Raw genomic sequence first — 22,405 nt, 5'->3', positions numbered from 1 at the left:
TCACCTCACCAATCCATCACCACCTTGCCGGAATTGCCCGAGATCATCGCGGCGAAGCCGTTCTCGAACTCGTCGATACCGATCCGGTGGGTGATCAGCCCCGACAGGTCCAGCCCGGATTGCACGAGGGCGATCATTTTGTACCAGGTCTCGAACATCTCGCGGCCGTAAATGCCCTTGATGTGCAGCATCTTGAAGATCACCGCGTTCCAGTCGACCGCGAATTCGGTCGGCGCGATGCCTAGCAGGGCCACCTTGCCACCGTTATTCATGTTGCGAATCATCTGCTGCATCGCCGCCGAGGCGCCCGACATCTCAAGCCCGACATCGAAGCCCTCGGTCATGCCGATGTCGCGCATCACGTCCTGCAATTGCTGCCGGCCGACGTCCACCACGTGCTGCACGCCAAGCATGCGCGCCAGATCCAGCCGGTAATGGTTGATATCGGTGATCACCACCTTGCGCGCGCCGGCCTTCTGCGCCACCAGCGCGCCCATGATGCCGATCGGCCCCGCGCCGGTCACCAGCACATCCTCGCCCACCAGATCGAAGCTGAGCGCGGTGTGCACGGCATTGCCGAGCGGGTCGAAGATCGCCGCGATCTCGTCGGGGATGTCGTCGGGGATGGGCACCACGTTGGTTTCCGGAAGGCACAGGTATTCCGCAAAGCTGCCCGGACGGTGGACGCCGACCCCGCGGGTGTTACGGCACAGATGCCCGCGCCCGGCGCGACAGTTGCGGCAGGCCCCGCAGACGATATGGCCTTCACCGCTGACGCGCTGCCCGATGCGGTACTTGCGCGCCGCCGCCCCGCAATCGACGATCTCGCCGACGAATTCATGCCCTACGACCATCGGCACCGGAACGGTCCCGGCGCTGAATGCGTCCCAGTTCCAGATATGCACATCCGTGCCGCAGATCGCCGACTTGCGGACCTTGATCAGCACATCCGTCGGACCGGGCTCGGGGACCGGCACATGCTCCAGCCACAGGCCCGGCTCGGGTCGGGATTTCACCAGCGCCTTCATCTGGTTCGTCATCGGATCACTCCAAGATCCCGGCCGACGGCCTCGAAAGCGTCGATAGCGCGGTCAAGCATGTCGCGGCTCAGCGCAGCGCTCATCTGCGTGCGGATACGGTCTTGTCCCTTGGGCACCACCGGAAAGCTGAAGGCGGTCACGAACACGCCGCGCTGGTTCAGCCGCGCCGCCATGTCCTGTGCCAGCTTCGGGTCGCGCAGCATCACCGGGATGATTGCGTGCTCTCCGGGCAGCAACTCGAACCCGAGCGCGCCCATCCGCTCGCGGAAATAGGCCGCGTTGTCCCAAAGGCGCGCACGCTGATCGGCGCCGTCCTCGAGCATGTCGAACACCTTCAGCGAGGCGCCCGCGATGACCGGCGCCAGCGTGTTGGAAAAGAGGTAGGGCCGCGAGCGTTGCCGCAGCCAGTCGACGACCCGGGCACTCGCCGCGGTATAGCCGCCCGAGGCCCCGCCAAGGGCCTTGCCCAGGGTGCCGGTCAGGATATCCACGCGGTCCATCACGCCGAAATGCTCGGGCGTGCCACGCCCGGTCGCCCCGACGAACCCGGTGGCGTGGCAATCATCGACCATGACCAGCGCGTCGTACCGCGCCGCCAGATCGCAGATCTCGTCGAGCGGCGCATAGGTGCCATCCATCGAGAAGACGCCATCGGTGGCGATCATCCGGTGCCGCGCGCCCTGCGCCTCGCGCAGGCAGCGCTCCAGCTCGGCCATGTCGCGATTGGCGTAGCGATAGCGCTGCGCCTTGCACAGCCGCACCCCGTCGATGATGCTCGCATGGTTCAGCGCATCGCTGATGATAGCATCCTCGGGGCCCAGTAACGTCTCGAAAAGGCCGGTATTGGCATCGAAGGCCGCGGCATAAAGGATCGCATCCTGCTGCCCGAGAAACCCGGCGATGCGGGCCTCCAGCGCCTTGTGCTCTTCCTGCGTGCCGCAGATGAAGCGCACGCTCGCCATGCCGAAGCCGTAGCGATCGAGGGCTGCATGCGCCGCCGCGATCACCTTGGGGTGATCGGCGAGACCGAGGTAGTTGTTGGCACAGAGGTTCACCACCTGCGCGCCATCCTCCAGCCGCACCTCGCCGGATTGCGTCGAGGCGATCACCCGCTCGGTCTTGTAAAGCCCCTCGTCGCGCAGCGCGTCGAGGCGCCCGGCCATATGCGCGTCGAACCGGTCCATCGCTGTCATGACGTCATTCCCTTCGTGGTTGCGGACCCCGGCGCGGCCCCGGTCGCATCAAGACGCATCACCGCCCACCGGGCGGCATCGCGCACGGCCGCATCTGCATCCTCGCAAAGGCCCTGCGCAACCGGGCGCAGGGCCCGATCGCCTGAATTGCCGATCGCGTATAGCACGTTGCGCACGAACCTGTCGCGTCCGATCCGCTTTATCGGGCTGCCCGAGAACCGCGCGCGAAAGCCGGCATCGTCGAGCCGCGCAAGCTCGGCCAGCGGCGGTGACACCAGATCGGGGCGCGCGTGATACTTCACCTCGCGTGCCTCGACCGCGAACTTGTTCCACGGGCAAACTGCTAAGCAATCGTCGCAGCCATAGATACGGTTGCCCAAAGCGGGACGCAGCGCCTCATCCACCGGACCCTTGTGCTCGATCGTCAGGTAGGAAATGCAGCGCCGCGCGTCCAGCTGGTAGGTTGCCGGAAAGGCATCGGTCGGACAGATGTCCAGACAGGCGCGGCAGGATCCGCAATGATCCACTTCCGCCGGATCGGTGTCGAGCTCGAGGGTCGTGAAGACCGACCCGATGAAGAACCAGCTGCCCAGGTGGCGGCTTACGAGGTTGGTGTGCTTGCCCTGCCAGCCCAGCCCCGCCGCCTCGGCCAGCGGCTTTTCCGGCACCGGGGCGGTATCGACGAACACCTTCACCTCGCCGCCGGCCTCGGCGATCAGCCACCGCGCCAGCCGTTTGAGCCGCTTCTTGACGGTGTCGTGATAATCCTTGTTGCGCGCATAGACCGACACGTTGCCGCAATCGCGCTTCGCAAGACCGGCCAGCGGATCCTCCTTCGGCGTGTAGCTTTCGCCGAGCATTATCACCGTGCGCGCCTCGGGCCACAGAACCTGCGGCGCGCCGCGCCAGTCGCTGCGCGCCTCCAGCCAGTCCATCTGCCCGTGATAGCCCCGCGCGAGAAACGCCGCGAGGCGCTCTGGCACATGCCCCACATCCCAGGGCCTGCACAGCCGACAGTCATCGAACCCCTCGGCGAGCGCTTGCGCCACCAGCCTTTGCTTCAATCCGGTCATGGTACTTCCGACCCCAAATGCTCCGGGGGTGAATCGGCCAAAAGGCAGAAGGGGCAGCGCCCCTTCAGAAATCCAGATCCGCGTAATGCGCCGGTGGCGGGAACCCGGGCACCTGATCGGCCAGAATGCCCCGGAAGGCGGGACGCGACTTGATCTTGGCGTACCAGTCCTTGACGACGTCGCTGCGCTGCCAGTCAACGTCCGAGATGTAATCCAGCGCGCTGAGATGTGCCGCGGCAGCGAAATCCGCCAGTGTCATCACGTCACCCGCAAGCCAACGGCGCCGGTCGAGCAGCCACGCCATGTAATCGAGGTGATACTTGATCGCGCGCGCCCCGTCCTTGACGTTGCGACTGTCGGGAAAGCCCTGCTTCATGACCTTCTTGTTGACCCGCTCGTAGAGCAGTTTCGAGGTCACCTCATGATGGAACTTGTCGTCGAACCACGCGACCAGCCGGCGCACCTCGTAGCGCGCATCGGGTTCTTGCGGCATCAGCCCGGGCTCCGGATGGACCTCTTCGAGATATTCGCAGATCGCAGCGCTTTCGGCCATGGTCCGCCCGTCGATCCGCAGCACCGGCACCTTGCCGGCCGGATTGCGGCGCAGGAAGTCGGGATCCTTCTCCCAATAACGCTCCTCGACCAGCTCGCACTCGATCTTCTTCTCGGCAAGGCTCAGGCGTACCTTCCGGCAGAACGGCGACAGCGGAACGTGATAGAGCTTGGCCATCCTCTGCGGCACCCTTCGTTTACTGAACCGCGTCCTCCATGCCCCCTTTGGCGCCGGGTTTCAATCCTCGAAACACGCGGCCCGCCCGTCGCGCGCGATGGTCGCCGCCCCGTCTAGAATATCCGCGGCCCGCCCGCGCAGCCACGCCGAGGGCTGGCTGGCAGAGCGTCCCTTGGGATCGGGCAGCACGGCGGCCAGCCGCGCGGCCTGAACGGCGCTGAGATCCGCGGCGCTTACCCCGAAGTAATGCTGCGCCGCCGCCTCTATACCGAAGACGCCGGTGTCGAACTCCGCCACGTTGAGATAGACCTCGACGATGCGCCGCTTGGGCCAGAACGCCTCGACGATCGGGGTCATCAGCGCCTCCAGCGCCTTGCGCCCCCAGTTGCGCCCGTGCCAGAGATAGACGTTCTTGACCACCTGCTGGCTGAGCGTCGAGGCCCCGCGCCGCGATCCCGAGGCGACGGCATCGCGGATGGCGGACATATCAAAACCCCAGTGCCGGCAGAAATTCGCATCCTCCGCCGCCACCAGCGCGCGCGCCGTAACCGGCGCGACTCCGGCCATCGGCACCCAGTCATGGCTGATGCCGCCAAGACGACGCTCTTCCTGGCCCATGTAGAAGGTGCGCGGCGGCTCGATCACCCGGTGCCCGGCGATCACCCCGACCACGATCAGCAGCGTGATCATGGCAAGGCGAAAGCCCCAACGCCGCAGCGCCGTCAGCGGTTGCCCCCCCGCCTTGCCGCGTCGCCGCGTGGAAGATTTGCGCGCCTTTTTCGCCATCGCCCCGCTATAGCGCCGTCGCAACAGCGATGAAACCGGGTATCCTCGCGATACGCGGCAAACCTGGTGTCGGAAGTCCACGTCACATGTGACACCCGGACCTTATACATTGTCTCGTCAGGCGTGATCGCTGCTGCGAGCAGAGCACCGCCCCGGATATTTTGTCCGGAGCTGCCGCGGTTTCACGTGACAGGCGCCGGGGGTCTTGGTACGCGGCATACGGGAAACAATGATCGGAGGGTGCGGGTGCAGGTTCTGACCACCGAATTGCCGGATGTGCTGATCCTCGAACCGGCACGGTTCAGCGATCAACGCGGGTTCTTCAGCGAAAGCTGGAACCGGCGCCGCATGGCCGAGGCCGGGATCGACATCGATTTCGTGCAGGACAACCATTCGCTGTCCCACCAGGCGGGCACGCTGCGCGGGTTGCACTTCCAGACCCCCCCGCATGCGCAGGCCAAGCTGTTGCGTTGCGGTCGCGGCAGGCTTTACGACGTGGCCGTAGATATCCGGCATGGCAGCCCGACCTATGGCCGCTGGACCGGGGCTGAGCTCAGCTTCGAGAACGGGCGTCAGTTGCTGGTCCCCGTAGGCTTCCTGCACGGGTTTGTCACGCGCGAGCCCGAGACCGAGATCATCTACAAATGCTCCGACTACTACGCGCCCGATTGCGACGCGTCCGTCCGCTTCGATGATCCGGATATCGGCATCGACTGGGGTCTGGACGGCCCCCCGATCCTGTCGGAAAAGGACGCGGCCGCTCCGCGCCTGCGCGATCTGCCGGCATATTTCGAATGGAGGGGTTGAGCTCATGAGACTTCTCGTCACCGGCGGTTGCGGGTTCATCGGCTCTGCGGTGGTGCGTCTTGCGGTCGCGCGGGGGCACAGCGTCGTCAATCTCGACGCGCTCACCTATGCCGGGCTGCCCGAGAATGTCGCAGAGGTTTCGCGCAACTCGGCCTACTGTTTCGAGCATGTCGATATCCGCGACCGTGCCGCGGTGGATCGGGTTTTCGCGGACCATACGCCCGATGCGGTGATGCACCTTGCCGCCGAAAGCCATGTCGACCGCTCGATCGACGGGCCCGGCGATTTCGTCGAGACCAACATCACCGGCACTTACAACATGCTCGAGGCGGCTCGCGCACACTGGGCCCGCGTGGGCCATCCCGACAGCTTCCGCTTTCACCACATCTCGACGGACGAGGTCTACGGCTCTCTCGGATCCGAGGGCCTGTTCACCGAGGACACGTCCTATGATCCGCGCAGCCCCTACTCGGCCTCCAAGGCGGCCTCGGATCATCTGGTGCGGGCTTGGTTCCATACCTACGGCCTGCCGGTCGTGCTGACCAATTGTTCCAACAATTACGGCCCCTACCACTTTCCCGAAAAGCTGATCCCCAAGGTCATCCTCAACGCCCTGCACGGGCTGGAGATCCCGGTCTACGGGCAAGGCGAGAACGTGCGCGACTGGCTCTATGTCGAGGATCACGCCGATGCGCTGCTGCTCGCCGTCACCCGGGGCGTGCCGGGGCGCAGCTACAACGTGGGCGGCCATAACGAGCGGCGCAATATCGATCTCGTGCACACGATCTGCGACCTGATGGACGAGATGCATCGGCCGGGCACGGGCCGCCACCGCGACCTGATTCGCTTCGTCAGCGACCGGCCCGGGCACGATGCACGCTATGCCATCGATCCTGACCGCATCAGCCGCGAACTGGGCTGGACGCCGTCGGTCACGGTCGAAGAAGGGCTGCGCCGCACGGTGCAGTGGTATCTCGACCATCCCGACTGGTGGACCCCGCTTCTGGGCGTCGAGGGGGTCGGCAGCCGCGTGGGCACCGGAACGCGGGCGGTCACGGGCACATGACGATCCTAGTCTTTGGACGTACCGGACAGGTCGCAACGGAACTGGCCCGCCGCGCCCCCGAGGCGATCTGCCTCGCCCGCGAGCGCGCCGATCTCGAAGATCCCGAGGCCTGCGCGGCAGCGATCGCCTATCACTCGCCCGCAGCGGTGATCAATGCCGCGGCCTTCACCGCGGTGGATCGCGCCGAGGCCGAAGAGCCGTTGGCCATCCGCGTCAACGCCGACGCGCCGGGTGCCATGGCCCGCGCCTGTGCCGCAGAGGGCATCCCGATGGTGCATCTCTCGACCGATTACGTGTTCGACGGTCAAGGCACCGCGCCCTTTTCGCCCGATGCGGCCACCGGCCCTCTTGGCGCCTATGGCCGCAGCAAGCTGGCCGGGGAAGAGGCCATACGCGACAGCGGGGCCGTGCACGTTATCCTGCGCACGGCCTGGGTGTTTTCCGCGCATGGCGGGAATTTCCTGAAAACCATGCTGCGCCTGTCGGAGACCCGCGACGCGCTGTCCATCGTCGACGACCAGATCGGCGGCCCGACGCCGGCGGGCGATATCGCCGCCGCCTGCCTGACCATTGCGGCGCGTCTGCGCGACGACCCGGCGCTCGGCGGCACCTACCATTTCACCGGCGCGCCGGATGTCAGCTGGAAGGGTTTTGCCGAGGCGATCTTCGCCGCCGCCGGGCGCGAGGTCACCGTGACCGGCATACCGACGGCGGACTATCCCACACCCGCCGCGCGGCCGCTCAATTCGAGGCTGGACTGCCGCAGCACCGAAGCCGCGTTCAGGCTCGCCCGTCCCGACTGGCGCGCCGCCCTGCCCCGCATTCTCGAGGAACTTGGAGTATCCACGCCATGAGCGATCGCAAAGGCATCATCCTCGCCGGCGGCTCCGGCACGCGGCTTTATCCGATCACCATGGGCGTGTCGAAGCAACTTCTGCCGATCTACGACAAGCCGATGGTCTATTATCCCCTGTCGATCCTGATGCTTGCCGGCATCCGCGAGATCGCCGTGATCACCACGCCCCACGATCAGGACCAGTTCCGCACCGTGCTGGGCGATGGCAGCCAGTGGGGCCTCAGCCTGACCTACATCACCCAGCCGAGCCCCGACGGCCTTGCGCAGGCCTATACGCTGGCCGAGGATTTCCTTGACGGCGCGGCCTCGGCGATGGTGCTGGGCGACAACATCTTCTTCGGGCACGGCCTACCGCAGCTTCTGGCCGGCGCGGACGCTCGGACGACAGGCGGCACGGTCTTCGGCTATCACGTGTCCGATCCCGAACGCTACGGCGTGGTGGGCTTCGACGCGGAGGGCCGCGCCCGCGAGATCATCGAGAAACCCGTCGACCCACCCTCGCGCTACGCCGTGACCGGGCTTTACTTCCTCGACGGGGATGCGCCGCGACTGGCGCGCGAGGTGCGCCCGTCCGAGCGCGGCGAGCTCGAGATCACGTCATTGCTCGAGATGTACCTGCGCGCCGGCACGCTGCATGTCGAGACGATGGGGCGCGGCTATGCGTGGCTGGATACGGGAACACATGCCAGCCTGCTCGATGCCGGGAATTTCGTGCGCACGCTGCAGGCGCGGCAGGGATTGCAGACCGGGTGCCTCGACGAGATCGCCTATGCCAAGAGCTGGATCGACGCCGGCACGCTGGCCGAACGGGCCGAGACCTTCGGCAAGAACGACTATGGCCGGTATCTGAAATCCCTGCTCGATTAAGGGCGTGTCAGTACCACTTGGCCAGCGGTGGCAGGCTCATCAGGACGGCATTGGCATCGTGGCCCGTGGCCAGCCCGAACTTGGTGCCGCGGTCGTAGACGAGGTTGTACTCGGCATAAAGGCCGCGATGCAGAAGCTGCGTCTCGCGGTCGGCATCCGACCAGTCCTGCGCGCGGCGTTTCTCGACCAGCGGCAGATAGGCCGGCAGGAAGGCCCGCCCGATATCCTGGGTCAGGGCGAAATCCGCCTCCCAGTCGCCGGTATTGCGGTCGTCCATGAAAATGCCGCCGACGCCGCGCGCGCGGTGGCGATGGGGAATGTAGAAATACTCGTCCGCCCAGGCCTTTAGCCGCGGGTAGACATCCGCCCCGTGCGGCGCGAGATGCACCTCTTGCTGGGCGTGGAAATGTTCCGTATCCGCGTCGTACTCGATGCAGGGGTTGAGGTCGGACCCGCCCCCGAACCACCATGCGCCGGGTGTCCAGAACATGCGGGTATTCATGTGCACCGCCGGGGCGTGCGGGTTCTGCATATGCGCGACAAGGCTGATCCCCGACGCCCAGAAGCGCGGGTCGTCCTCCATTCCCGGCACGCCGCGCGCGGCCATCGCCTTTTGCGCGGCCTCGCCTAGATGCCCGTAGACCTGCGAGACGTTGACGCCGACCTTCTCGAAGACGCGCCCACCACGCATCACGCTCATCAGCCCGCCGCCGGCGTCCGATCCGTCATCGCTGGCGCGCGTGGTCTCGGTCACCTCGAACCGGCCGGGGGCCGCGTCCGACAACGGGCCGGTGGCGTGGCTGTCCTCGAGCGCTTCGAAGGCCGCGGCGATCTCGTCCCGCAACTGCCGGAACCATGCCGCGGTGCGGGCTTTCTCTTCTGAAAAAATCTCACTCATCGGTCATTCCCTGGTATTCCCTCGCCCCTTAATGGGCCGGGGCGGCGACGGGATCAAGCAGGGTACGGCCGCCATCCATTGTCAGGATCTGCCCGGTCATGAAGCTCGACCCCTCGCAGGAAAGGTACTGCACCGCTTCGGCCAGTTCGGTCGCCGACGCGATGCGCCCGAGCGGCGTGTGACACTCGATATCCTCGCGGTAGTCGCCGTGATCGCGCAGCGTATCTTTCAGCGATGCGCTCATCACCGATCCGAACGCCACGGCATTGACCCGGATCCGGTACGGGGCGAGGGCCACGGCAAGGCTGCGGGTCATCTGGTCGAGGGCCGCCGACGAAATGGAATAGGCCATCAGGTCGGGATGCGTGCGCCGCGCGGCGATCGACGACAGGTTGACGATGGTGCCCGCCGGGCCCTCGGTCGTGCCCTTGCTTTGCTTGATCATCCGGCGGGCGACCATCTGGCTCATCCGCAGCGACGTCATCAGGTTCTGCTGCAACAGCATCTCGACGGCGTCGTCATCGGGGTTGAGAGGATCCGACGGCACAACCTGGCGACAGGCGTTGATCAGGATGTCGATCTGGTCAAACGCGTCCAGCGTCGCCGAAAGCAGGTTGGCCTGCGCCAGCCGTTCGCGCAGATCGCCGGCGAAATAGCGCACGTTGTCGGCCTCGGCGGCCTTGCCCAGTTCGGCCTTGAGATGCGCCTCGTCCTTGTCGGCGAACATCACGTTGGCGCCCTTGTCGGCGAAGTGCCGGCCAATGGCGAGGCCGATCCCGTTGGCGCCGCCGGTGACGATGGTCGTCTTGCCCGCGATGGTGAATGACATGGCATGAGCCTTTCGAGCTTGTCCCAGGAAGGAGGCGAAGTATTACCGGGTCTTGCGCACCGGATGCCGGGCCCGCAGGATCTTGAAGCGGGTATCGCCCGCAATCTCGTCGACATGTTTGAAGCGCTGCGTCAGCGTCGCCTCGTAGAGCAGATGACGATTGGCCACCATCCACAACGTGCCCGAAGGCTTCAACGCGCGCGCCGCCGTCGCGATGAAGGCGCGGCCGAGATCGGGATCGGCCGTGCGACCGGTGTGAAAGGGCGGGTTCATGACCACCGCGTCGGCCCGTGTCTCGGGCTGCCAACTGGTCACGTCGGCCCAGTGGAACGCCGCGCGCGGATCGTGAACGTTATGGCGCGCGCAGTCGAGGGCGTCGTGATGGGCCTCGACCAGATCGAGCCGTGTCACGTCCCCGCGCTCGACGATGCGCGCGCCGAGATATCCCCAGCCGGCGCCGAGATCGATCACATGCGCGCCAAGCGCGGCGGGAAGGCAATCGGCAAGCCAGCGCGATCCCGGGTCGATCCCGTCGGCGGAAAACACGCCCGCCTTTGTGATGAAGCCGCCCTCGATCTCGGCATCCTGCGGGATCCAGTCGGAGAAATCCGACCCCGGCACAAGCGTGAAGATCTTGCCATGCGCCTTCGACAACGGCGCCTCGGCAGCCTCGCGCCGGCGGCACTCCTTGAGGAGCGACTCCACACCATCGGTCTTCTCGCCGTCCACGATCACCACCCCGTCGCTGACGCGTGTCGCCTGCGCGATCAGCGCGCGGGCCAGCGGCTTGGCGCGCGGAACGTGGACGATAGCCGCGCCATAGCGGCCCTCGGGCGCCACGGCACAGTGATACCCGCGCGCGCGAAAATGCTCGAAATTGGGTTTGAACGGGGTCAGGATATGCACCCGGTCGGCGTCCAGTGGCGACAGGTCCGACCCGATCTTGGGGGCGAGGACCGCGACCCGGCCCTCTTCGGGCAGGTGAACGGTTCCCGTCGTGACGGCAAGCGACAGGCGTGTCGGCGCGCTCACGCTATTCCTTTTCCATCGTGCATTGCAGCGGGTGCTGATGACGTCGGGCGAAATCCATCACCTGACCGACCTTGGTTTCGGCGATCTCGTGACTGAAGACGCCGACCACCGCAACACCCTTCTTGTGCACGGTCAGCATGATCTCGAAGGCCTGAGCGTGGGACATGCCGAAGAATCGCTCCAGCACCGCGACGACGAACTCCATCGGGGTGTAGTCGTCGTTGAGCAGCAGCACCTTGTAAAGCGGCGGACGCTCGGTCTTGGGCCGTGTCTTTACCGCGACGGCGCCCTTGCCCTCGCCGTCGGAATCGTCGCCCTCTCCGGACGCTTCGGGAAACTGCAACGTCATCATGTGCTGTCTCATCCTCGTTGCACTTCGGTCCATGCGATGTGTGCAGCATATAACTTTTGCCACCCATGAGAAAAGGGGGTGCGCGGGATTCGCACGCTCAGGGCGCGGCCTCGTGGGGTGCCTCCGGGCCTTCGGGGATCCGGCCCGCGATCAGATGCGTGATTCGCGTCGCCGCCCGCGCCACGGCCTCGCCGAAATCCGCCAGCCGCGCATCGGGAAACCGCGACGACGGGCCGGAGATCGAGATGCCCGCACAGGGCTCGGCCCGGGCATTGAAGATCGCGGCACCGATGCACGACATGCCGTCATGGCGTTCGTTGCGGTCAAAGGACCAGCCGCGTGACGCGGTGCGCGCCAGATCGTCGAAGAGCGCGCGCTGCGTGACATGCGTCCGGTCGGTAAAGCCGTGCAGCCCCGCCCCGGTCAGTAGCGCCGCGCGGCGATCCTCCGATAGCGCCGCGAGGATCGCCTTGCCGATCCCCGAGGCATGCATCGGGGTGCGCGAGCCGGGCGGAAAGAAGGCGCGGATCGGGTTACCGGTCTCGACCTGCCCGATGAATACCACTTCGGCGCCGTCGGGCACGGCGAGATTCGCAGTCTCGCCGGTCTCTTCCATCAGGCGCCGCATCACCGGGCGGCCCGCCTCGGACAGATCGGTGCGTTTGAGATAGGCCACCCCGGTGCGATACGCCTCTATACCGATGGTCCAGTCCTGACGCTCCTCGTCGAAGCGCACGAAGTCGCGCTTTTGCAGGGTGGTCAGGATGCGGTGCGTGGTCGCGGTCGGGATGTCGAGCGACTGCGCGAGATCGGTCAGGCTGACCCCGTCGCGTTGTGCGGCGGCGACGAGCACGCTCAGCGCGCGGTCGAGCGCCTGCATGGTGCCGGCACTGCTTTCGGCAAACTGCGATTTCGGGCGGCCGCGGGGGCGTCTGATCTGGGTCATGCGGGTCACCTCGTAGCCAGCGGGGACAGTGTGGAAACGAAAAATATTTTCACGATTACATGATGGACGAAATCGGAAAAAGGAAAACCGTTCAGAATCAATCTATAGACGGGCTTTTATCCGAAATGGAAAATGTTTTCAAGAAAATTGCCTAAACCGCGCGCATCGCGCATACTAACTTTAACCAAAAAGGATTGCGCCATGTCAGATCAGAACCCGGTCTTCATTCCCGGCCCCACGAACATTCCCGATCGCCTGCGACGCGCGATGCAGGTGCAGACCCAAGACCACCGGTCGCCCGCCTTTGCGGCGACGCTCGCGCCGGTCCTGGCCGGGTGCAAAACGGTGTTCGGTACAAAATCCGGCGAAATCATTACATTTCCCGCCAGCGGCACCGGTGGCTGGGAGGCGGCGATCACCAACTCGCTGTCGCCCGGCGACACGGTCCTTGTGGCGCGCAATGGCATGTTCAGCCATCGCTGGATCGACATGTGCCAACGCCACGGGCTGGATGTGCGGGTCATCGAATGTGCGTGGGGCAGCGGCGCGCCCGCCGACGAGTTCGCCGTCGCGCTGAAAGCCGACACGGATCACGCGATCAAGGCCGTGCTGGTCACCCATAACGAGACCGCGACCGGCGTGCGCTCTGACATCGCGGCGATCCGCGCAGCGATGAACGGGGCCGACCACCCTGCCCTGCTGATGGTGGATTGCGTCAGTTCGCTGGCCTCGATGCCGTTCGAAATGGACCGCTGGGGTGTTGACCTCGCCATCTCGGGCTCGCAGAAGGGCTTCATGCTGACCACCGGCATGGCGATCGTCGCCGCCAGCCCGAAGGCGCTGAGCGCCATGGATACCGCGCAATTGCCGCGCACCTTCTTCGATTTCCGCGACATGCTGGGCGCCACGGCACAGGGCGGCTTTCCCTACACACCGCCGCTGCAACTGATCCACGGGATGGCCGAAAGCCTGACCATGCTGTTCGACGAGGGGCTCGACAACGTTTATGCCCGCCACACGCGGATTGCCGAGGGCGTGCGCGAGGCGGTCAAGGGCTGGGGGCTGTCCCTCGTGGCCCGGTCGCCCGATCTCTATTCAGACACCGTCAGCGCGATCCACGTGCCGGAAGGGTTTGACAGCAACGCGCTGATCGACCACGCTTTCACAACCTACGGCGTCAGTTTCGGCGTCGGGCTGGGCGAATTGAACGGCCGCGCCTTCCGCATCGGGCATCTTGGCAGCCTGACGGATACGATGGCGCTGTCGGGGCTGGCGACCATCGAGATGGCGATGGCCGATCTGAACTATCCGGTCAGGCTGGGAAGTGGGGTCATCGCCGCGCAGGAACACTACCGCGCCACCGCCAAGCTCGCGCTGACCAAAGCGGCCTGAAAGGACACAGCATGCTGGACCAACAAGGACCGGGCGACCTGACAATCGAGGACGTGCGCACAGCGCATGACCGGATCAGGCCGTATATCCACCGCACCCCCGTCCTGACCTCGTCGTTCCTGAACGAGTTGACCGGGGCGGAGCTGTTCTTCAAATGCGAGAACTTCCAGAAAGCCGGCGCGTTCAAGGTGCGCGGCGCGACCAACGCCGTCTTCGGCCTGAGCGACGAGGTCGCAAAGCGCGGCGTCGCCACGCATTCGAGCGGCAACCACGCGCTGTCGCTCAGCTACGCCGCCGGGCGGCGCGGGATCCCCTGCCACGTCGTCATGCCGCGTACGGCCCCTACGGCCAAGAAGGACGCGGTCCGCGGCTATGGCGGAATCATCACCGAGTGCGAGCCGTCGACCACGAGCCGCGAGGAGGTCTTCGCGCGCGTCCACGCCGAGACCGGTGCGGATTTCGTCCATCCCTATAACGACTTGCGGGTGATCGCCGGCCAGGCGACCTGTTCGCTCGAATTGCTGGAGCAGACCGAGAACCTCGACGCGGTCATCGCGCCCATCGGCGGCGGCGGCATGATCTCGGGCACCTGCCTTACGCTGTCGAACCTTGCGCCCAACGTCGAGATCTACGCGGCGGAACCCGAGCAGGCGGATGACGCCTATCGCAGCTTCAAGGCCGGTCATATCATCGCCGATGATGCGCCGGTGACCGTGGCCGACGGGCTCAAGGTGCCGTTGAAGGACAACACCTGGCATTTCGTGTCGCATCATGTCACCGACATCCTGACCGCGAGCGAGGACGAGATCATCGACGCGATGCGCCTGACTTGGGCGCGCATGAAGATCGTGATCGAGGCAAGCTGCGCCGTGCCGCTCGCCACGATCATCAAGAATCCAAAGATCTTTGCCGGCAAGCGTGTCGGCGTCATCATCACCGGCGGCAATGTCGATCTCGACAAATTGCCCTGGATCGACCGAGGAGAGAAATCATGAACAAGCCCGTGACATTCGAAAGCTACGAGGTCGGCTTTGACATCCCCGCCCTGCCCGGCATGGACGAGGCGGATATCCAGACCCCGTGTCTGGTGCTCGACCTCGACGCGCTGGAGCGCAACATCGTCAAGATGGGCGAATGGGCCAAGGCGCATGGCATGCGGCACCGCGTGCATGGCAAGATGCACAAATCCGTCGACGTGGCGCTGCTGCAGGAACGGCTGGGTGGCGCGTGTGGCGTCTGCTGCCAGAAGGTGAGCGAGGCAGAGGTTTTTGCCCGCGGCGGCATCAAGGACGTGCTGGTCAGCAACCAGGTCCGCGACCCCGCCAAGATCGACCGGTTGGCGCGGATGCCCAAATTGGGCGCGCGCACCATCTGTTGTGTCGATGACGTGGCCAATGTAGGCGACCTGTCGGAGGCCGCGCAGAAGCACGGCACCCAGATCGAGTGCCTCGTGGAAATCGACTGTGGCGCCGGGCGCTGCGGTGTTACGACGACGCCCGAAGTGGTCGAGATCGCCAAGTCCATCGATGCGGCACCCGGGCTGAAATTCGCCGGGCTTCAGGCCTACCAAGGCGCGATGCAGCACATGGACAAGTACGAGGACCGCAAGGCCAAGATCGACCTCGCCGTCGCCCAGGTACGCGACGCCGTTGAGGGTCTGAAGGCCGAGGGCATCGAGTGCGACATCGTCGGCGGCGGCGGCACAGGCAGCTACTATTTCGAGGGCAATTCCGGTGTCTACAACGAGCTGCAATGCGGGTCCTACGCGTTCATGGATGCCGATTACGGCCGGATCCTCGACAAGGACGGCAAGCGCATCGACCAGAGTGAATGGGAAAATGCGCTGTTCATCCTGACCAGCGTCATGAGCCATGCCAAACCGGAAAAGGCGATCGTAGATGCCGGCCTCAAGGCGCAATCCGTGGATAGCGGCCTGCCGGTGATCTTCGGGCGCGACGATGTGGAATACGTCAAATGCTCGGACGAGCATGGCGTGGTCGCCGACCCCGAGGGCGTACTCAAGGTCAATGACAAGCTGCGCCTCGTGCCCGGCCATTGCGACCCGACCTGCAACGTCCATGACTGGTACGTCGGCGTCCGGGACGGCAAGGTCGAGACCGTCTGGCCCGTGTCCGCACGCGGCCGGGCGTGGTGAGGGCGGCCGGATGGACACTCAGGTGAACACCCAGGGCGTCGTCATGGTCGGCGAGGACATCTGCAAACAGGTCATAAGCCGTGCAGATGCCTTCGCGGCGGTCGAACAGGTCTTCGGCGCGATGGCGCGCGGCGATGCCTACAACTTTCCCGTGGTGCGCGAGGCGATCGGTCATGCCGAGGCGCTTTACGGCTTCAAGGGCGGGTTCGACCGCGCCGGCCTGACCCTTGGCCTGAAGGCCGGCGGGTATTGGCCGGGCAACGCCGACAAGGGGCTGACCAATCACCAGTCGACGGTGTGCCTTTTCGATCCAGATACCGGGCAGCTTGTCGCGCTGGTCGGGGGAAATTACCTGACAGCACTCCGCACCGCGGCGTCTTCGGCCATCTCGATCGCGCATCTCGCGCGACCGGATGCAAAGGTGCTGGGGATGATCGGCGCCGGGCATCAATCCGCCTTCCAGTTGCGCGCCGCCGCAGAGCAGCGCGATTTCGACAAGGTCGTGGCGTGGAATCCGCATCCCGACATGCTGCCCGCCCTGGGCAAGGTCGCCGGGGAGCTCGGGCTGGACTTCGAGGCGGTCAGCCAACAGGACCTGGCCGCGCAATCGGACGTGATCATCACGATCACCAGCGCGCATCAGCCGCTGCTGATGACCGACTGGGTGAAACCGGGCACACATATCGCCTGCATGGGCACCGACACCAAGGGCAAGCAGGAGGTCGATCCCGCGCTGTTCGGTGTGGCACAGGTGTTCACCGACGAGATCGCACAATCGGTCAGCATCGGCGAGGCGCAACATGCGGTGGCCGAAAGCGTGATCGGCGAAGGCGACATCACGCCGATCGGCGCGGTGATCAACGGCACCCATGCCGGGCGCGGCACCGCCGAGGCGATCACGCTTTTCGACGGCACCGGCGTGGGCCTGCAGGATCTGGCGGTGGCGTCGGTCGCCGCCCGGCTGGCGCGCGAAAAGGGGCTGGCGACCCCGCTGTCGCTGTAATTCCAAAGCCACGCGCGAGGGTGGGCTGCGCTCTCCCTCGCGCATGTGTCACGCGATCGTTGGGTGACCGTGAAGCCGTGATATGAGACGTTCTGCCGCAGGATCCCATCAATTCCTGCAACCAGAACGGAGATACACGATGTTGAAACGTCCGCTTCTCGCCACCGCGGCGACGCTTGCCAGCAGCCTTGACTTCGAGACCACCACGACCGCGGCCGACTGTCCGGTAGAGCACGAAAGCGTCTGGGACATGTCCGCGGAGGACATCACCGACTGCATGGAGGCCGCGATGGCCGACGCCTACGCGAAAAAACGAGCACGAGGCTGCGGGCGCCTATCGCGACCGGACCTTGACCTTGACCCGCCCGGCCGTTCAGGGCGCGCACAGCCAGAGACTGTTGCAGACCTTCGCCAATGACGCCGCGGGGGAGCAATATCTCAAGTTCGCCACCGAAGGGGTCGAGATGCCCGCAGGCTCTGTCATGGCCAAGGAAAGCTTCGGGATCGATGACGGCAACGGCCGCATCGGGCCGCTGTTTTTAACGACCAATCTCGAAGAGGGTGCATCGCCCGACACGGACGATTGGCGCTATGCCGCCGTTACCGGATCCGGCGGAACGATGGGGATCAGCCAGAGCTTCTGTCATGATTGCCAAGTCCAGTGGGAGGCGCAGGACATGATGGCCTATCCGATCGAAGAGGTGCGCATTTCGAACTGACACGGTGAGGGGAAGTGAGCGTCTTGTCCGCGGTAAAGCAGGCCGGTTTCCCTTTGCAAATCGGGCGCGGTTGCGCCATTGACACGCGCATGACCACCAAGATGCGCGCCCTCGCCGTTCACCTGCTGACCGCCACAGGCGCGGTCTTTGCGATGCTCGCCATGCTCGCGGCGATCGACGCCAAGTGGGAGTTGATGTTCCTGTGGCTGGTGGTGGCCTTTGCCGTGGACGGGGTCGACGGGCCCCTCGCGCGCAAGTACGACGTGGCGGCGAACGCGCCGCGCTTCGATGGCGAGCTTCTCGACCTGATCATCGATTATCTCACCTATGTCTTCATCCCGGCCTTCGCGCTTTTTTCCTCGGATCTGCTGCCGGGCTGGACGGGGTGGGTCGCGATCATCGTGATCACCTATGCCAGTGCGATGTATTTCGCCGATACCAGCATGAAGACCAAGGACAAGTCCTTTCACGGCTTTCCGGGCTGCTGGAACATGATGGTGATCGTGATGTTCGCGGTGAGACCGGATTTCTGGTTCATCCTCGCGCTTGTCGCGGTGCTGTCGGTGGCGATGTTCCTGCCGTTGCGGTTCATCCATCCGGTCCGCACCAAGCGGTGGCGCTGGCTGTCTCTGCCTGTGGCCTTCGCATGGACGTTCTTTGCGGGCTGGGCGGCATGGGTCGAGTTCGACCCGCAAAGCTGGGCGCATTGGGGGCTGGTGGTGACCAGCATCTACCTTGTCTTCGCAGGCATCGCGCAGCAGATCATACCGGAAAAGCGCCCGGCCGGCTGATCGACCGCCGGCACCCGCCGCGAGGGTCGCGGCGCGGGTGTCGGTGCGGCTTGTACTCAGTCGGCGCGGATCGCCTCGAATTCGAGGATGATGCCGACGCTGTCGCCGACCATCGTGGGCAGCGCGTAGGTCATGTCGAAATCGCTGCGCATGATCTCGGCCGTGGCGGAAATACCAAGCGTTTCCTTGCCGTGGCCGAAGGGATATTCCGCGCGCTTGTTGAGCGTGACGTCCAGCGTCACCGGCTGCGTCACGCCCCGGATCGTCAGATCGCCGGTGACCGTACCGGTGGTCTCGGACGTGGCCGTGCCGCCATCGGCGGTGAAGGTGATCATCGGGTGATCGCCGGCATCGAGGAAATCCCCGCCGCGGACGTGATTGTCACGCTCCGCGTGATCGGTGTCGACACTTTTCGCCCCGATCTCGACGCGTACCTGCCCAAGCTCGCGGGTTTGAGGGTCGTAGTCGAACTGGCCCTCGATTTCCGAGAAGCGGCCAAGGACCTTGGCGTAGCCGATATGCATCACCGTGAAGGCCACCACGGTATGCTCGGGGTCGATCCGCCAGGTCGCGGGCGCGGCCTGCACCGGTATTGCGACGCCGAGCGTGGTTGCCGCACAGAGGGCGGTGACGGCTGTCAGGCGTTGGATGGTCATGCGGTTCTCTCCTCGTCGTTTCGGTTGTTTCTCAGGCGGTGCCCGTGCGGGGCGCGGTGGCCTCGGGGACCGCCGGCTGGCGATCCTCGGGGATGTCGAACAGGCCACGGTCGATCGACCAGCGGCTCAGCCCCGGGAGGGTGGTCACCACGGCGATCGGGATCGCGCCCAGCATCGCCACGATCACCGGCGCGCCGAGGATCAGCGCCCAGGGGGCCGTCATCCACAACCAGACACACAGCACGAGGCCGGTCAAGGTCTGCGGCCAGAGCACGCGCGCGGCCTCGTTCCATCGCAGCCGGTCGCGGCTGCGCTGTTGCGCGGTCCAGCCGATGCGCTGCCCGACGCAGAGCCCCAGGGCGAACCGCGTCAACGCAAGCGCAACGATGGGCGCGATCAGCATCGAGATCACGATCTCGGACATCCCGCCAAGGATCACCCGCCCGCGCCCGCCATAGGCGGCACTGCGCGCGCCGTCGCCCAGCACCTGCGCCAGCCCCATGATCTTGGGGCTGAGGCTGAGCGTGACCAGCAGCACGAACAGCCCGACCCCGGCCCCGAGCGACGCCGCACCGGGCTGGATCCCGCCCGCCGCCAAGGCCGCACCGGTCAGGATGAATGCCATCCATGCGGGGGCGCTGACATACATCAGGATCGCCAGCACCAGCTGGATGCGACTGACGGGTTTCAGCCCTTGCATCCCGAGCAGGCGCAGATATTGCAGGTTACCATTCATCCAGCGCAGCTCTCGCCGGATGAAATCCACCAGGCTGGGCGGGTTTTCCTCGTGGCTGTCGCTTTCCTCGGCCAGCACCCGCACCTCGTAGCCGGCGCGCCGAATCAGCACCGCCTCGACCTGGTCGTGGCTGAGGATCGGCCCGGACAGCGGTCCCCGCCCGGGCAGCACCGGCAGCATGCAGTGTTCGCGGAAGGGTGCGGTGCGGATCAGCACGTTATGCCCCCAGTTCGGCCCGCAATCGGCCTGCCACCATGCCGATCCAAGCGTGTAGGAGCGCATGCCGTGCCGCATCCCGAACTGGAACGCGCGGGTGAAGAAACTGCGCGAGGGCAAGCCCGTCACGAGGCTTTGCAGCATGCCGATCTCGGGGCTGGCCTGCATCACGCGCACAAGGCGCAGGACGGTGTCGGCGCCCATCTCGCTATCGGCGTCGAGCGGCAGGAAGAAATCGCAATCGCCCTCGGGACCGTGCAGGAAGTCGGCGATGTTGCCGGACTTGTAGCCGGTATTCTCGGCCCGGCGGCGATACTGTATCCGCGCCTGCGGCTGCTCGGCGCGCCATTGCGCGACGCGCGCCTCTTCCTTCAGGGCGATGCCGGGATTGTCGGTGTCGCTAAGCACGTGAAACGAGAAACGATGTGCAAAGGGCGTGCGCGCCAGCTCGCCTTGCAGCCGGCGCAGCCGCGCGACCGAGGCGTCGGGATCCTCGTTGCGCAGCGGCATGACGACCGCCACCCGGGCCGTGATCGGCTCGTCCCCGCGGATGCGGGCCAGCGCGGGCGTCACCTGTGTCGCGGCGCGCGCGCCGTAGCGGCGATCCAGCAGGAAGCCGAGAATGCTGTTCCAGACGCCAATCGACAACCACGGCAGCGTCAGCACGAACGCCCCGAGCATCACCGCCTCGGCCAGAGAGATGCCGCCCGCCGCGAACAGCGTCAGCATCGCGGCGAACAAGGTGCAGACAGTGACGACGTTGAGCGCGAGGATGAGGGCACGCCGCGCACCCACGCCCATGTTGGGCCAGCCGCGCAGGGCGGCGTGATAGTCGGTCTGCTCCTCGAGCGCGCGCGTTGCCTGGAATAGTGCCAAGGTGGTGTCCTTCCTGTGGGCGGGTCGTATCATGCGGCCTTGTACTCTACTGCATTCGTTAAGACAGTCACGTATGATCATTCCACCGTGAGGCCAGCGATCCGCCCCGAATGTGCGAAGTTCCGCCCATGGGCATGTCCGCCTTGACCGGGACCGGCAGCGTGATAGGTCGCAGAGCGGTCTGGAGAAAAGGAAACCGAATGTTCGCTGTCGAGGTTCGCGATCACATCATGATCGCTCATTCGCTGCCCTCGCCCGTGTTCGGGCCCGCACAGGGCGTGCACGGGGCCACGTTCGTGGTCGATGCCGCGTTCTACACCGAGGATCTGGACGCGCACGGACTGGTTGTCGATATCGGTCTTGCGACGGAGGCCCTTGGTCGCGTTCTGGAGCCGCTGCGCTACGGCAATCTCGATGACAAACCGGAATTCGCGGGCAAGTTCACCACCACGGAATTCCTCTGCCACCATATCTGGACCGGCCTGCGCGAGATTGCCGGCAGCGAAGGGCTGGGCGATGCCGGCCGCCTGCGCCGGATCCGCGTGATGCTGCATGAAAGCCATGTGGCCCGCGGCTGGTACGAGGCCGACATCTGATATGGGGTTCGACGCCGCCTGGCTGACCCTGCGAGAGCCGGCCGACGCGCGGGCACGCGCGACGTCACTGCGTGACCGCGCGCTGCGTCTTGTTGGCCCCGGGGATACCGTGCTCGACCTCGGCTGCGGCACGGGCGCGACGCCGCGTGCCTTCGCGGCGCAAGGCGCCACAGATCTGCACTGGCGGCTTTTCGACAATGATCCCGACTTGCTGGCAGAGGCGGCCGCGCAGCACCCCGGGACCACGATCCTTGAGGGTGATCTCGCGGATATTGAGGCAGTGCCGCTGGAGGGCGCGAAGGTAGTCACCGCGTCGGCCCTGCTCGACCTGGTATCACGCGACTGGCTGGAACGCTTCGCCGAACGGCTGTCGCGGGCGGGCGTCGCGTTCTACGCGGTGCTCAGCTACGATGGGCGGATGCGCTGGACCCCCGGCGATCCCGCGGATGCCGAAGTGACCGCGGCGTTCAACGCGCATCAGCGCGGCGACAAGGGTCTTGGCCCGGCCTTGGGTCCCGACGCGGGCGAAACCGCCGCGGACGTGTTTCGCGCGCACGGGTTCGAGGTGACATTGGCGCAAAGCCCCTGGCAACTGGGGCCGGACGACGCGGACCTGCACGACGCGCTGCTGTCGGGGATCGCGCAGGCCGCGACCGAGGCCGGGTGCGACGCGGCCGATGCCTGGCTTGCGCGGCGGCGCGGGGATCTTGCGCAACTGGAGGCGGAAATCGGTCATCTCGATCTGCTGGCCGTCCCGCAGGGTCGCCCGGTGGCGTGATGACTTTCGCCG

24 protein-coding genes are annotated in these 22,405 nt (G+C 65.7%); 12 read left to right on the top strand and 12 right to left on the bottom strand.

What is annotated here, in order from left to right; all coding sequences use genetic code 11:
* Positions 1–5: 5 nt before the first annotated feature.
* From tdh to mtgA, 5 genes are all read right to left on the bottom strand, one after another.
* On the bottom strand, positions 6–1,028 hold the full coding sequence (gene tdh / locus V8324_RS07780; RefSeq protein ID WP_336419391.1) for an L-threonine 3-dehydrogenase: 1,023 nt from the start codon (positions 1,026–1,028) through the stop codon (positions 6–8).
* An 8-nt stretch (positions 1,029–1,036) separates the two neighbouring features.
* Complete coding sequence (locus V8324_RS07775) at positions 1,037–2,233, bottom strand: glycine C-acetyltransferase (RefSeq protein ID WP_336419365.1); 1,197 nt, start codon at positions 2,231–2,233, stop codon at positions 1,037–1,039.
* A complete protein-coding gene (gene queG, locus V8324_RS07770) occupies positions 2,230–3,306 on the bottom strand; it encodes a tRNA epoxyqueuosine(34) reductase QueG (RefSeq protein WP_336419364.1) in 1,077 nt (358 codons plus the stop codon). The genes V8324_RS07775 and queG overlap by 4 nt, the downstream gene beginning before the upstream one ends.
* Positions 3,307–3,370: 64 nt before the next feature.
* On the bottom strand, positions 3,371–4,036 hold the full coding sequence (gene fzlA / locus V8324_RS07765; protein WP_336419363.1) for an FtsZ-binding protein FzlA: 666 nt from the start codon (positions 4,034–4,036) through the stop codon (positions 3,371–3,373).
* 60 nt (positions 4,037–4,096) lie between these two features.
* On the bottom strand, positions 4,097–4,822 hold the full coding sequence (mtgA, locus tag V8324_RS07760; RefSeq protein WP_336419362.1) for a monofunctional biosynthetic peptidoglycan transglycosylase: 726 nt from the start codon (positions 4,820–4,822) through the stop codon (positions 4,097–4,099).
* A 246-nt stretch (positions 4,823–5,068) separates the two neighbouring features.
* Here mtgA and rfbC point away from each other — a divergent pair, with 246 nt between their 5' ends.
* The 4 genes from rfbC to rfbA are packed head-to-tail and all read left to right on the top strand — an operon-like array spanning position 5,069 to position 8,418.
* Positions 5,069–5,629: a dTDP-4-dehydrorhamnose 3,5-epimerase gene (gene rfbC / locus V8324_RS07755; RefSeq protein ID WP_336419361.1), complete on the top strand. Its 561-nt coding sequence runs from the start codon at positions 5,069–5,071 to the stop codon at positions 5,627–5,629.
* Between the two features lie 4 nt (positions 5,630–5,633).
* A complete protein-coding gene (gene rfbB / locus V8324_RS07750) occupies positions 5,634–6,695 on the top strand; it encodes a dTDP-glucose 4,6-dehydratase (RefSeq protein ID WP_336419360.1) in 1,062 nt (353 codons plus the stop codon).
* Complete coding sequence (gene rfbD, locus V8324_RS07745; RefSeq protein ID WP_336419359.1) at positions 6,692–7,549, top strand: dTDP-4-dehydrorhamnose reductase; 858 nt, start codon at positions 6,692–6,694, stop codon at positions 7,547–7,549. The genes rfbB and rfbD overlap by 4 nt, the downstream gene beginning before the upstream one ends.
* A complete protein-coding gene (gene rfbA / locus V8324_RS07740; RefSeq protein ID WP_336419358.1) occupies positions 7,546–8,418 on the top strand; it encodes a glucose-1-phosphate thymidylyltransferase RfbA in 873 nt (290 codons plus the stop codon). Before rfbD ends, rfbA begins: the two co-directional genes overlap by 4 nt.
* A gap of 7 nt (positions 8,419–8,425) precedes the next feature.
* On the opposite strand, the gene hemF is transcribed toward rfbA, so the two are convergent.
* The 5 genes from hemF to V8324_RS07715 form a co-directional block, all read right to left on the bottom strand.
* Positions 8,426–9,316 (bottom strand): oxygen-dependent coproporphyrinogen oxidase, encoded by an 891-nt coding sequence (gene hemF, locus V8324_RS07735; RefSeq protein WP_336419357.1) that lies wholly within the window; start codon positions 9,314–9,316, stop codon positions 8,426–8,428.
* A 28-nt stretch (positions 9,317–9,344) separates the two neighbouring features.
* A complete protein-coding gene (locus tag V8324_RS07730) occupies positions 9,345–10,145 on the bottom strand; it encodes an SDR family NAD(P)-dependent oxidoreductase (RefSeq protein ID WP_336419356.1) in 801 nt (266 codons plus the stop codon).
* 42 nt (positions 10,146–10,187) lie between these two features.
* On the bottom strand, positions 10,188–11,177 hold the full coding sequence (locus tag V8324_RS07725) for a class I SAM-dependent methyltransferase (RefSeq protein ID WP_336419355.1): 990 nt from the start codon (positions 11,175–11,177) through the stop codon (positions 10,188–10,190).
* A gap of 1 nt (position 11,178) precedes the next feature.
* Positions 11,179–11,541, bottom strand: coding sequence for an ATP-dependent Clp protease adapter ClpS (gene clpS, locus V8324_RS07720; protein WP_336419354.1), 363 nt, complete (start codon positions 11,539–11,541; stop codon positions 11,179–11,181).
* Between the two features lie 85 nt (positions 11,542–11,626).
* Complete coding sequence (locus V8324_RS07715) at positions 11,627–12,475, bottom strand: IclR family transcriptional regulator (protein WP_336419353.1); 849 nt, start codon at positions 12,473–12,475, stop codon at positions 11,627–11,629.
* 201 nt (positions 12,476–12,676) lie between these two features.
* Between V8324_RS07715 and bhcA the strand changes: the two genes are divergently transcribed.
* The 6 genes from bhcA (at position 12,677) to V8324_RS07685 (ending at position 18,535) form a co-directional block, all read left to right on the top strand.
* A complete protein-coding gene (bhcA, locus tag V8324_RS07710) occupies positions 12,677–13,867 on the top strand; it encodes an L-aspartate--glyoxylate aminotransferase BhcA (protein ID WP_336419352.1) in 1,191 nt (396 codons plus the stop codon).
* An 11-nt stretch (positions 13,868–13,878) separates the two neighbouring features.
* The gene (gene bhcB / locus V8324_RS07705) at positions 13,879–14,862 is read left to right on the top strand and encodes a beta-hydroxyaspartate dehydratase BhcB (RefSeq protein ID WP_336419351.1); all 984 of its coding nucleotides are present in this window, start codon (positions 13,879–13,881) and stop codon (positions 14,860–14,862) included.
* Positions 14,859–16,022, top strand: coding sequence for a 3-hydroxy-D-aspartate aldolase BhcC (bhcC, locus tag V8324_RS07700; protein ID WP_336419350.1), 1,164 nt, complete (start codon positions 14,859–14,861; stop codon positions 16,020–16,022). The genes bhcB and bhcC overlap by 4 nt, the downstream gene beginning before the upstream one ends.
* 10 nt (positions 16,023–16,032) lie before the next feature.
* The gene (bhcD, locus tag V8324_RS07695; protein ID WP_336419349.1) at positions 16,033–17,025 is read left to right on the top strand and encodes an iminosuccinate reductase BhcD; all 993 of its coding nucleotides are present in this window, start codon (positions 16,033–16,035) and stop codon (positions 17,023–17,025) included.
* A gap of 356 nt (positions 17,026–17,381) precedes the next feature.
* Entirely contained in the window at positions 17,382–17,744 is a 363-nt protein-coding gene (locus tag V8324_RS07690; RefSeq protein WP_336419348.1) for a hypothetical protein, read from the top strand.
* Positions 17,745–17,833: 89 nt separating this feature from the next.
* Positions 17,834–18,535 carry a CDP-alcohol phosphatidyltransferase family protein gene (locus V8324_RS07685; protein WP_336419347.1) on the top strand — a complete coding sequence of 234 codons (702 nt, stop codon included), beginning with the start codon at positions 17,834–17,836 and terminating at the stop codon, positions 18,533–18,535.
* A 56-nt stretch (positions 18,536–18,591) separates the two neighbouring features.
* Here the strand turns inward: V8324_RS07685 and V8324_RS07680 are convergent, their stop codons facing one another.
* Positions 18,592–19,191 (bottom strand): YceI family protein, encoded by a 600-nt coding sequence (locus V8324_RS07680; RefSeq protein WP_336419346.1) that lies wholly within the window; start codon positions 19,189–19,191, stop codon positions 18,592–18,594.
* Between the two features lie 31 nt (positions 19,192–19,222).
* Entirely contained in the window at positions 19,223–21,019 is a 1,797-nt protein-coding gene (mdoH, locus tag V8324_RS07675) for a glucans biosynthesis glucosyltransferase MdoH (RefSeq protein ID WP_336419345.1), read from the bottom strand.
* Positions 21,020–21,219: 200 nt separating this feature from the next.
* On the opposite strand from mdoH, the gene V8324_RS07670 reads away from it, so the two are divergent.
* The gene (locus V8324_RS07670) at positions 21,220–21,615 is read left to right on the top strand and encodes a 6-pyruvoyl trahydropterin synthase family protein (RefSeq protein ID WP_336419344.1); all 396 of its coding nucleotides are present in this window, start codon (positions 21,220–21,222) and stop codon (positions 21,613–21,615) included.
* 1 nt (position 21,616) lies between these two features.
* The gene (locus V8324_RS07665) at positions 21,617–22,393 is read left to right on the top strand and encodes a methyltransferase domain-containing protein (RefSeq protein ID WP_336419343.1); all 777 of its coding nucleotides are present in this window, start codon (positions 21,617–21,619) and stop codon (positions 22,391–22,393) included.
* The last annotated feature ends 12 nt before the right edge of the window (positions 22,394–22,405 follow it).

Source organism: Roseovarius sp. D22-M7 (assembly GCF_037083785.1).
GTDB lineage: Bacteria > Pseudomonadota > Alphaproteobacteria > Rhodobacterales > Rhodobacteraceae > Roseovarius.
Note: the sequence above shows the minus strand (reverse complement) of the source record. Positions and strands in the feature narration are given on the sequence as shown.

Bases quoted from the DNA above. Each gene is read 5' to 3' on its own strand.
- rfbA (WP_336419358.1), top strand. From the start codon at position 7,546: ATGAGCGATCGCAAAGGCATCATCCTCGCCGGCGGCTCCGGCACGCGG.
- tdh (WP_336419391.1), bottom strand. From the start codon at position 1,028: ATGAAGGCGCTGGTGAAATCCCGACCCGAGCCGGGCCTGTGGCTGGAG.
- V8324_RS07670 (WP_336419344.1), top strand. From the start codon at position 21,220: ATGTTCGCTGTCGAGGTTCGCGATCACATCATGATCGCTCATTCGCTG.
- V8324_RS07715 (WP_336419353.1), bottom strand. From the start codon at position 12,475: ATGACCCAGATCAGACGCCCCCGCGGCCGCCCGAAATCGCAGTTTGCC.
- V8324_RS07680 (WP_336419346.1), bottom strand. From the start codon at position 19,191: ATGACCATCCAACGCCTGACAGCCGTCACCGCCCTCTGTGCGGCAACC.
- V8324_RS07775 (WP_336419365.1), bottom strand. From the start codon at position 2,233: ATGACAGCGATGGACCGGTTCGACGCGCATATGGCCGGGCGCCTCGAC.
- rfbD (WP_336419359.1), top strand. From the start codon at position 6,692: ATGACGATCCTAGTCTTTGGACGTACCGGACAGGTCGCAACGGAACTG.
- bhcB (WP_336419351.1), top strand. From the start codon at position 13,879: ATGCTGGACCAACAAGGACCGGGCGACCTGACAATCGAGGACGTGCGC.
- V8324_RS07730 (WP_336419356.1), bottom strand. From the start codon at position 10,145: ATGTCATTCACCATCGCGGGCAAGACGACCATCGTCACCGGCGGCGCC.
- clpS (WP_336419354.1), bottom strand. From the start codon at position 11,541: ATGAGACAGCACATGATGACGTTGCAGTTTCCCGAAGCGTCCGGAGAG.
- queG (WP_336419364.1), bottom strand. From the start codon at position 3,306: ATGACCGGATTGAAGCAAAGGCTGGTGGCGCAAGCGCTCGCCGAGGGG.
- bhcC (WP_336419350.1), top strand. From the start codon at position 14,859: ATGAACAAGCCCGTGACATTCGAAAGCTACGAGGTCGGCTTTGACATC.
- mtgA (WP_336419362.1), bottom strand. From the start codon at position 4,822: ATGGCGAAAAAGGCGCGCAAATCTTCCACGCGGCGACGCGGCAAGGCG.
- hemF (WP_336419357.1), bottom strand. From the start codon at position 9,316: ATGAGTGAGATTTTTTCAGAAGAGAAAGCCCGCACCGCGGCATGGTTC.
- rfbB (WP_336419360.1), top strand. From the start codon at position 5,634: ATGAGACTTCTCGTCACCGGCGGTTGCGGGTTCATCGGCTCTGCGGTG.
- V8324_RS07665 (WP_336419343.1), top strand. From the start codon at position 21,617: ATGGGGTTCGACGCCGCCTGGCTGACCCTGCGAGAGCCGGCCGACGCG.
- V8324_RS07685 (WP_336419347.1), top strand. From the start codon at position 17,834: ATGACCACCAAGATGCGCGCCCTCGCCGTTCACCTGCTGACCGCCACA.
- bhcD (WP_336419349.1), top strand. From the start codon at position 16,033: ATGGACACTCAGGTGAACACCCAGGGCGTCGTCATGGTCGGCGAGGAC.
- bhcA (WP_336419352.1), top strand. From the start codon at position 12,677: ATGTCAGATCAGAACCCGGTCTTCATTCCCGGCCCCACGAACATTCCC.
- fzlA (WP_336419363.1), bottom strand. From the start codon at position 4,036: ATGGCCAAGCTCTATCACGTTCCGCTGTCGCCGTTCTGCCGGAAGGTA.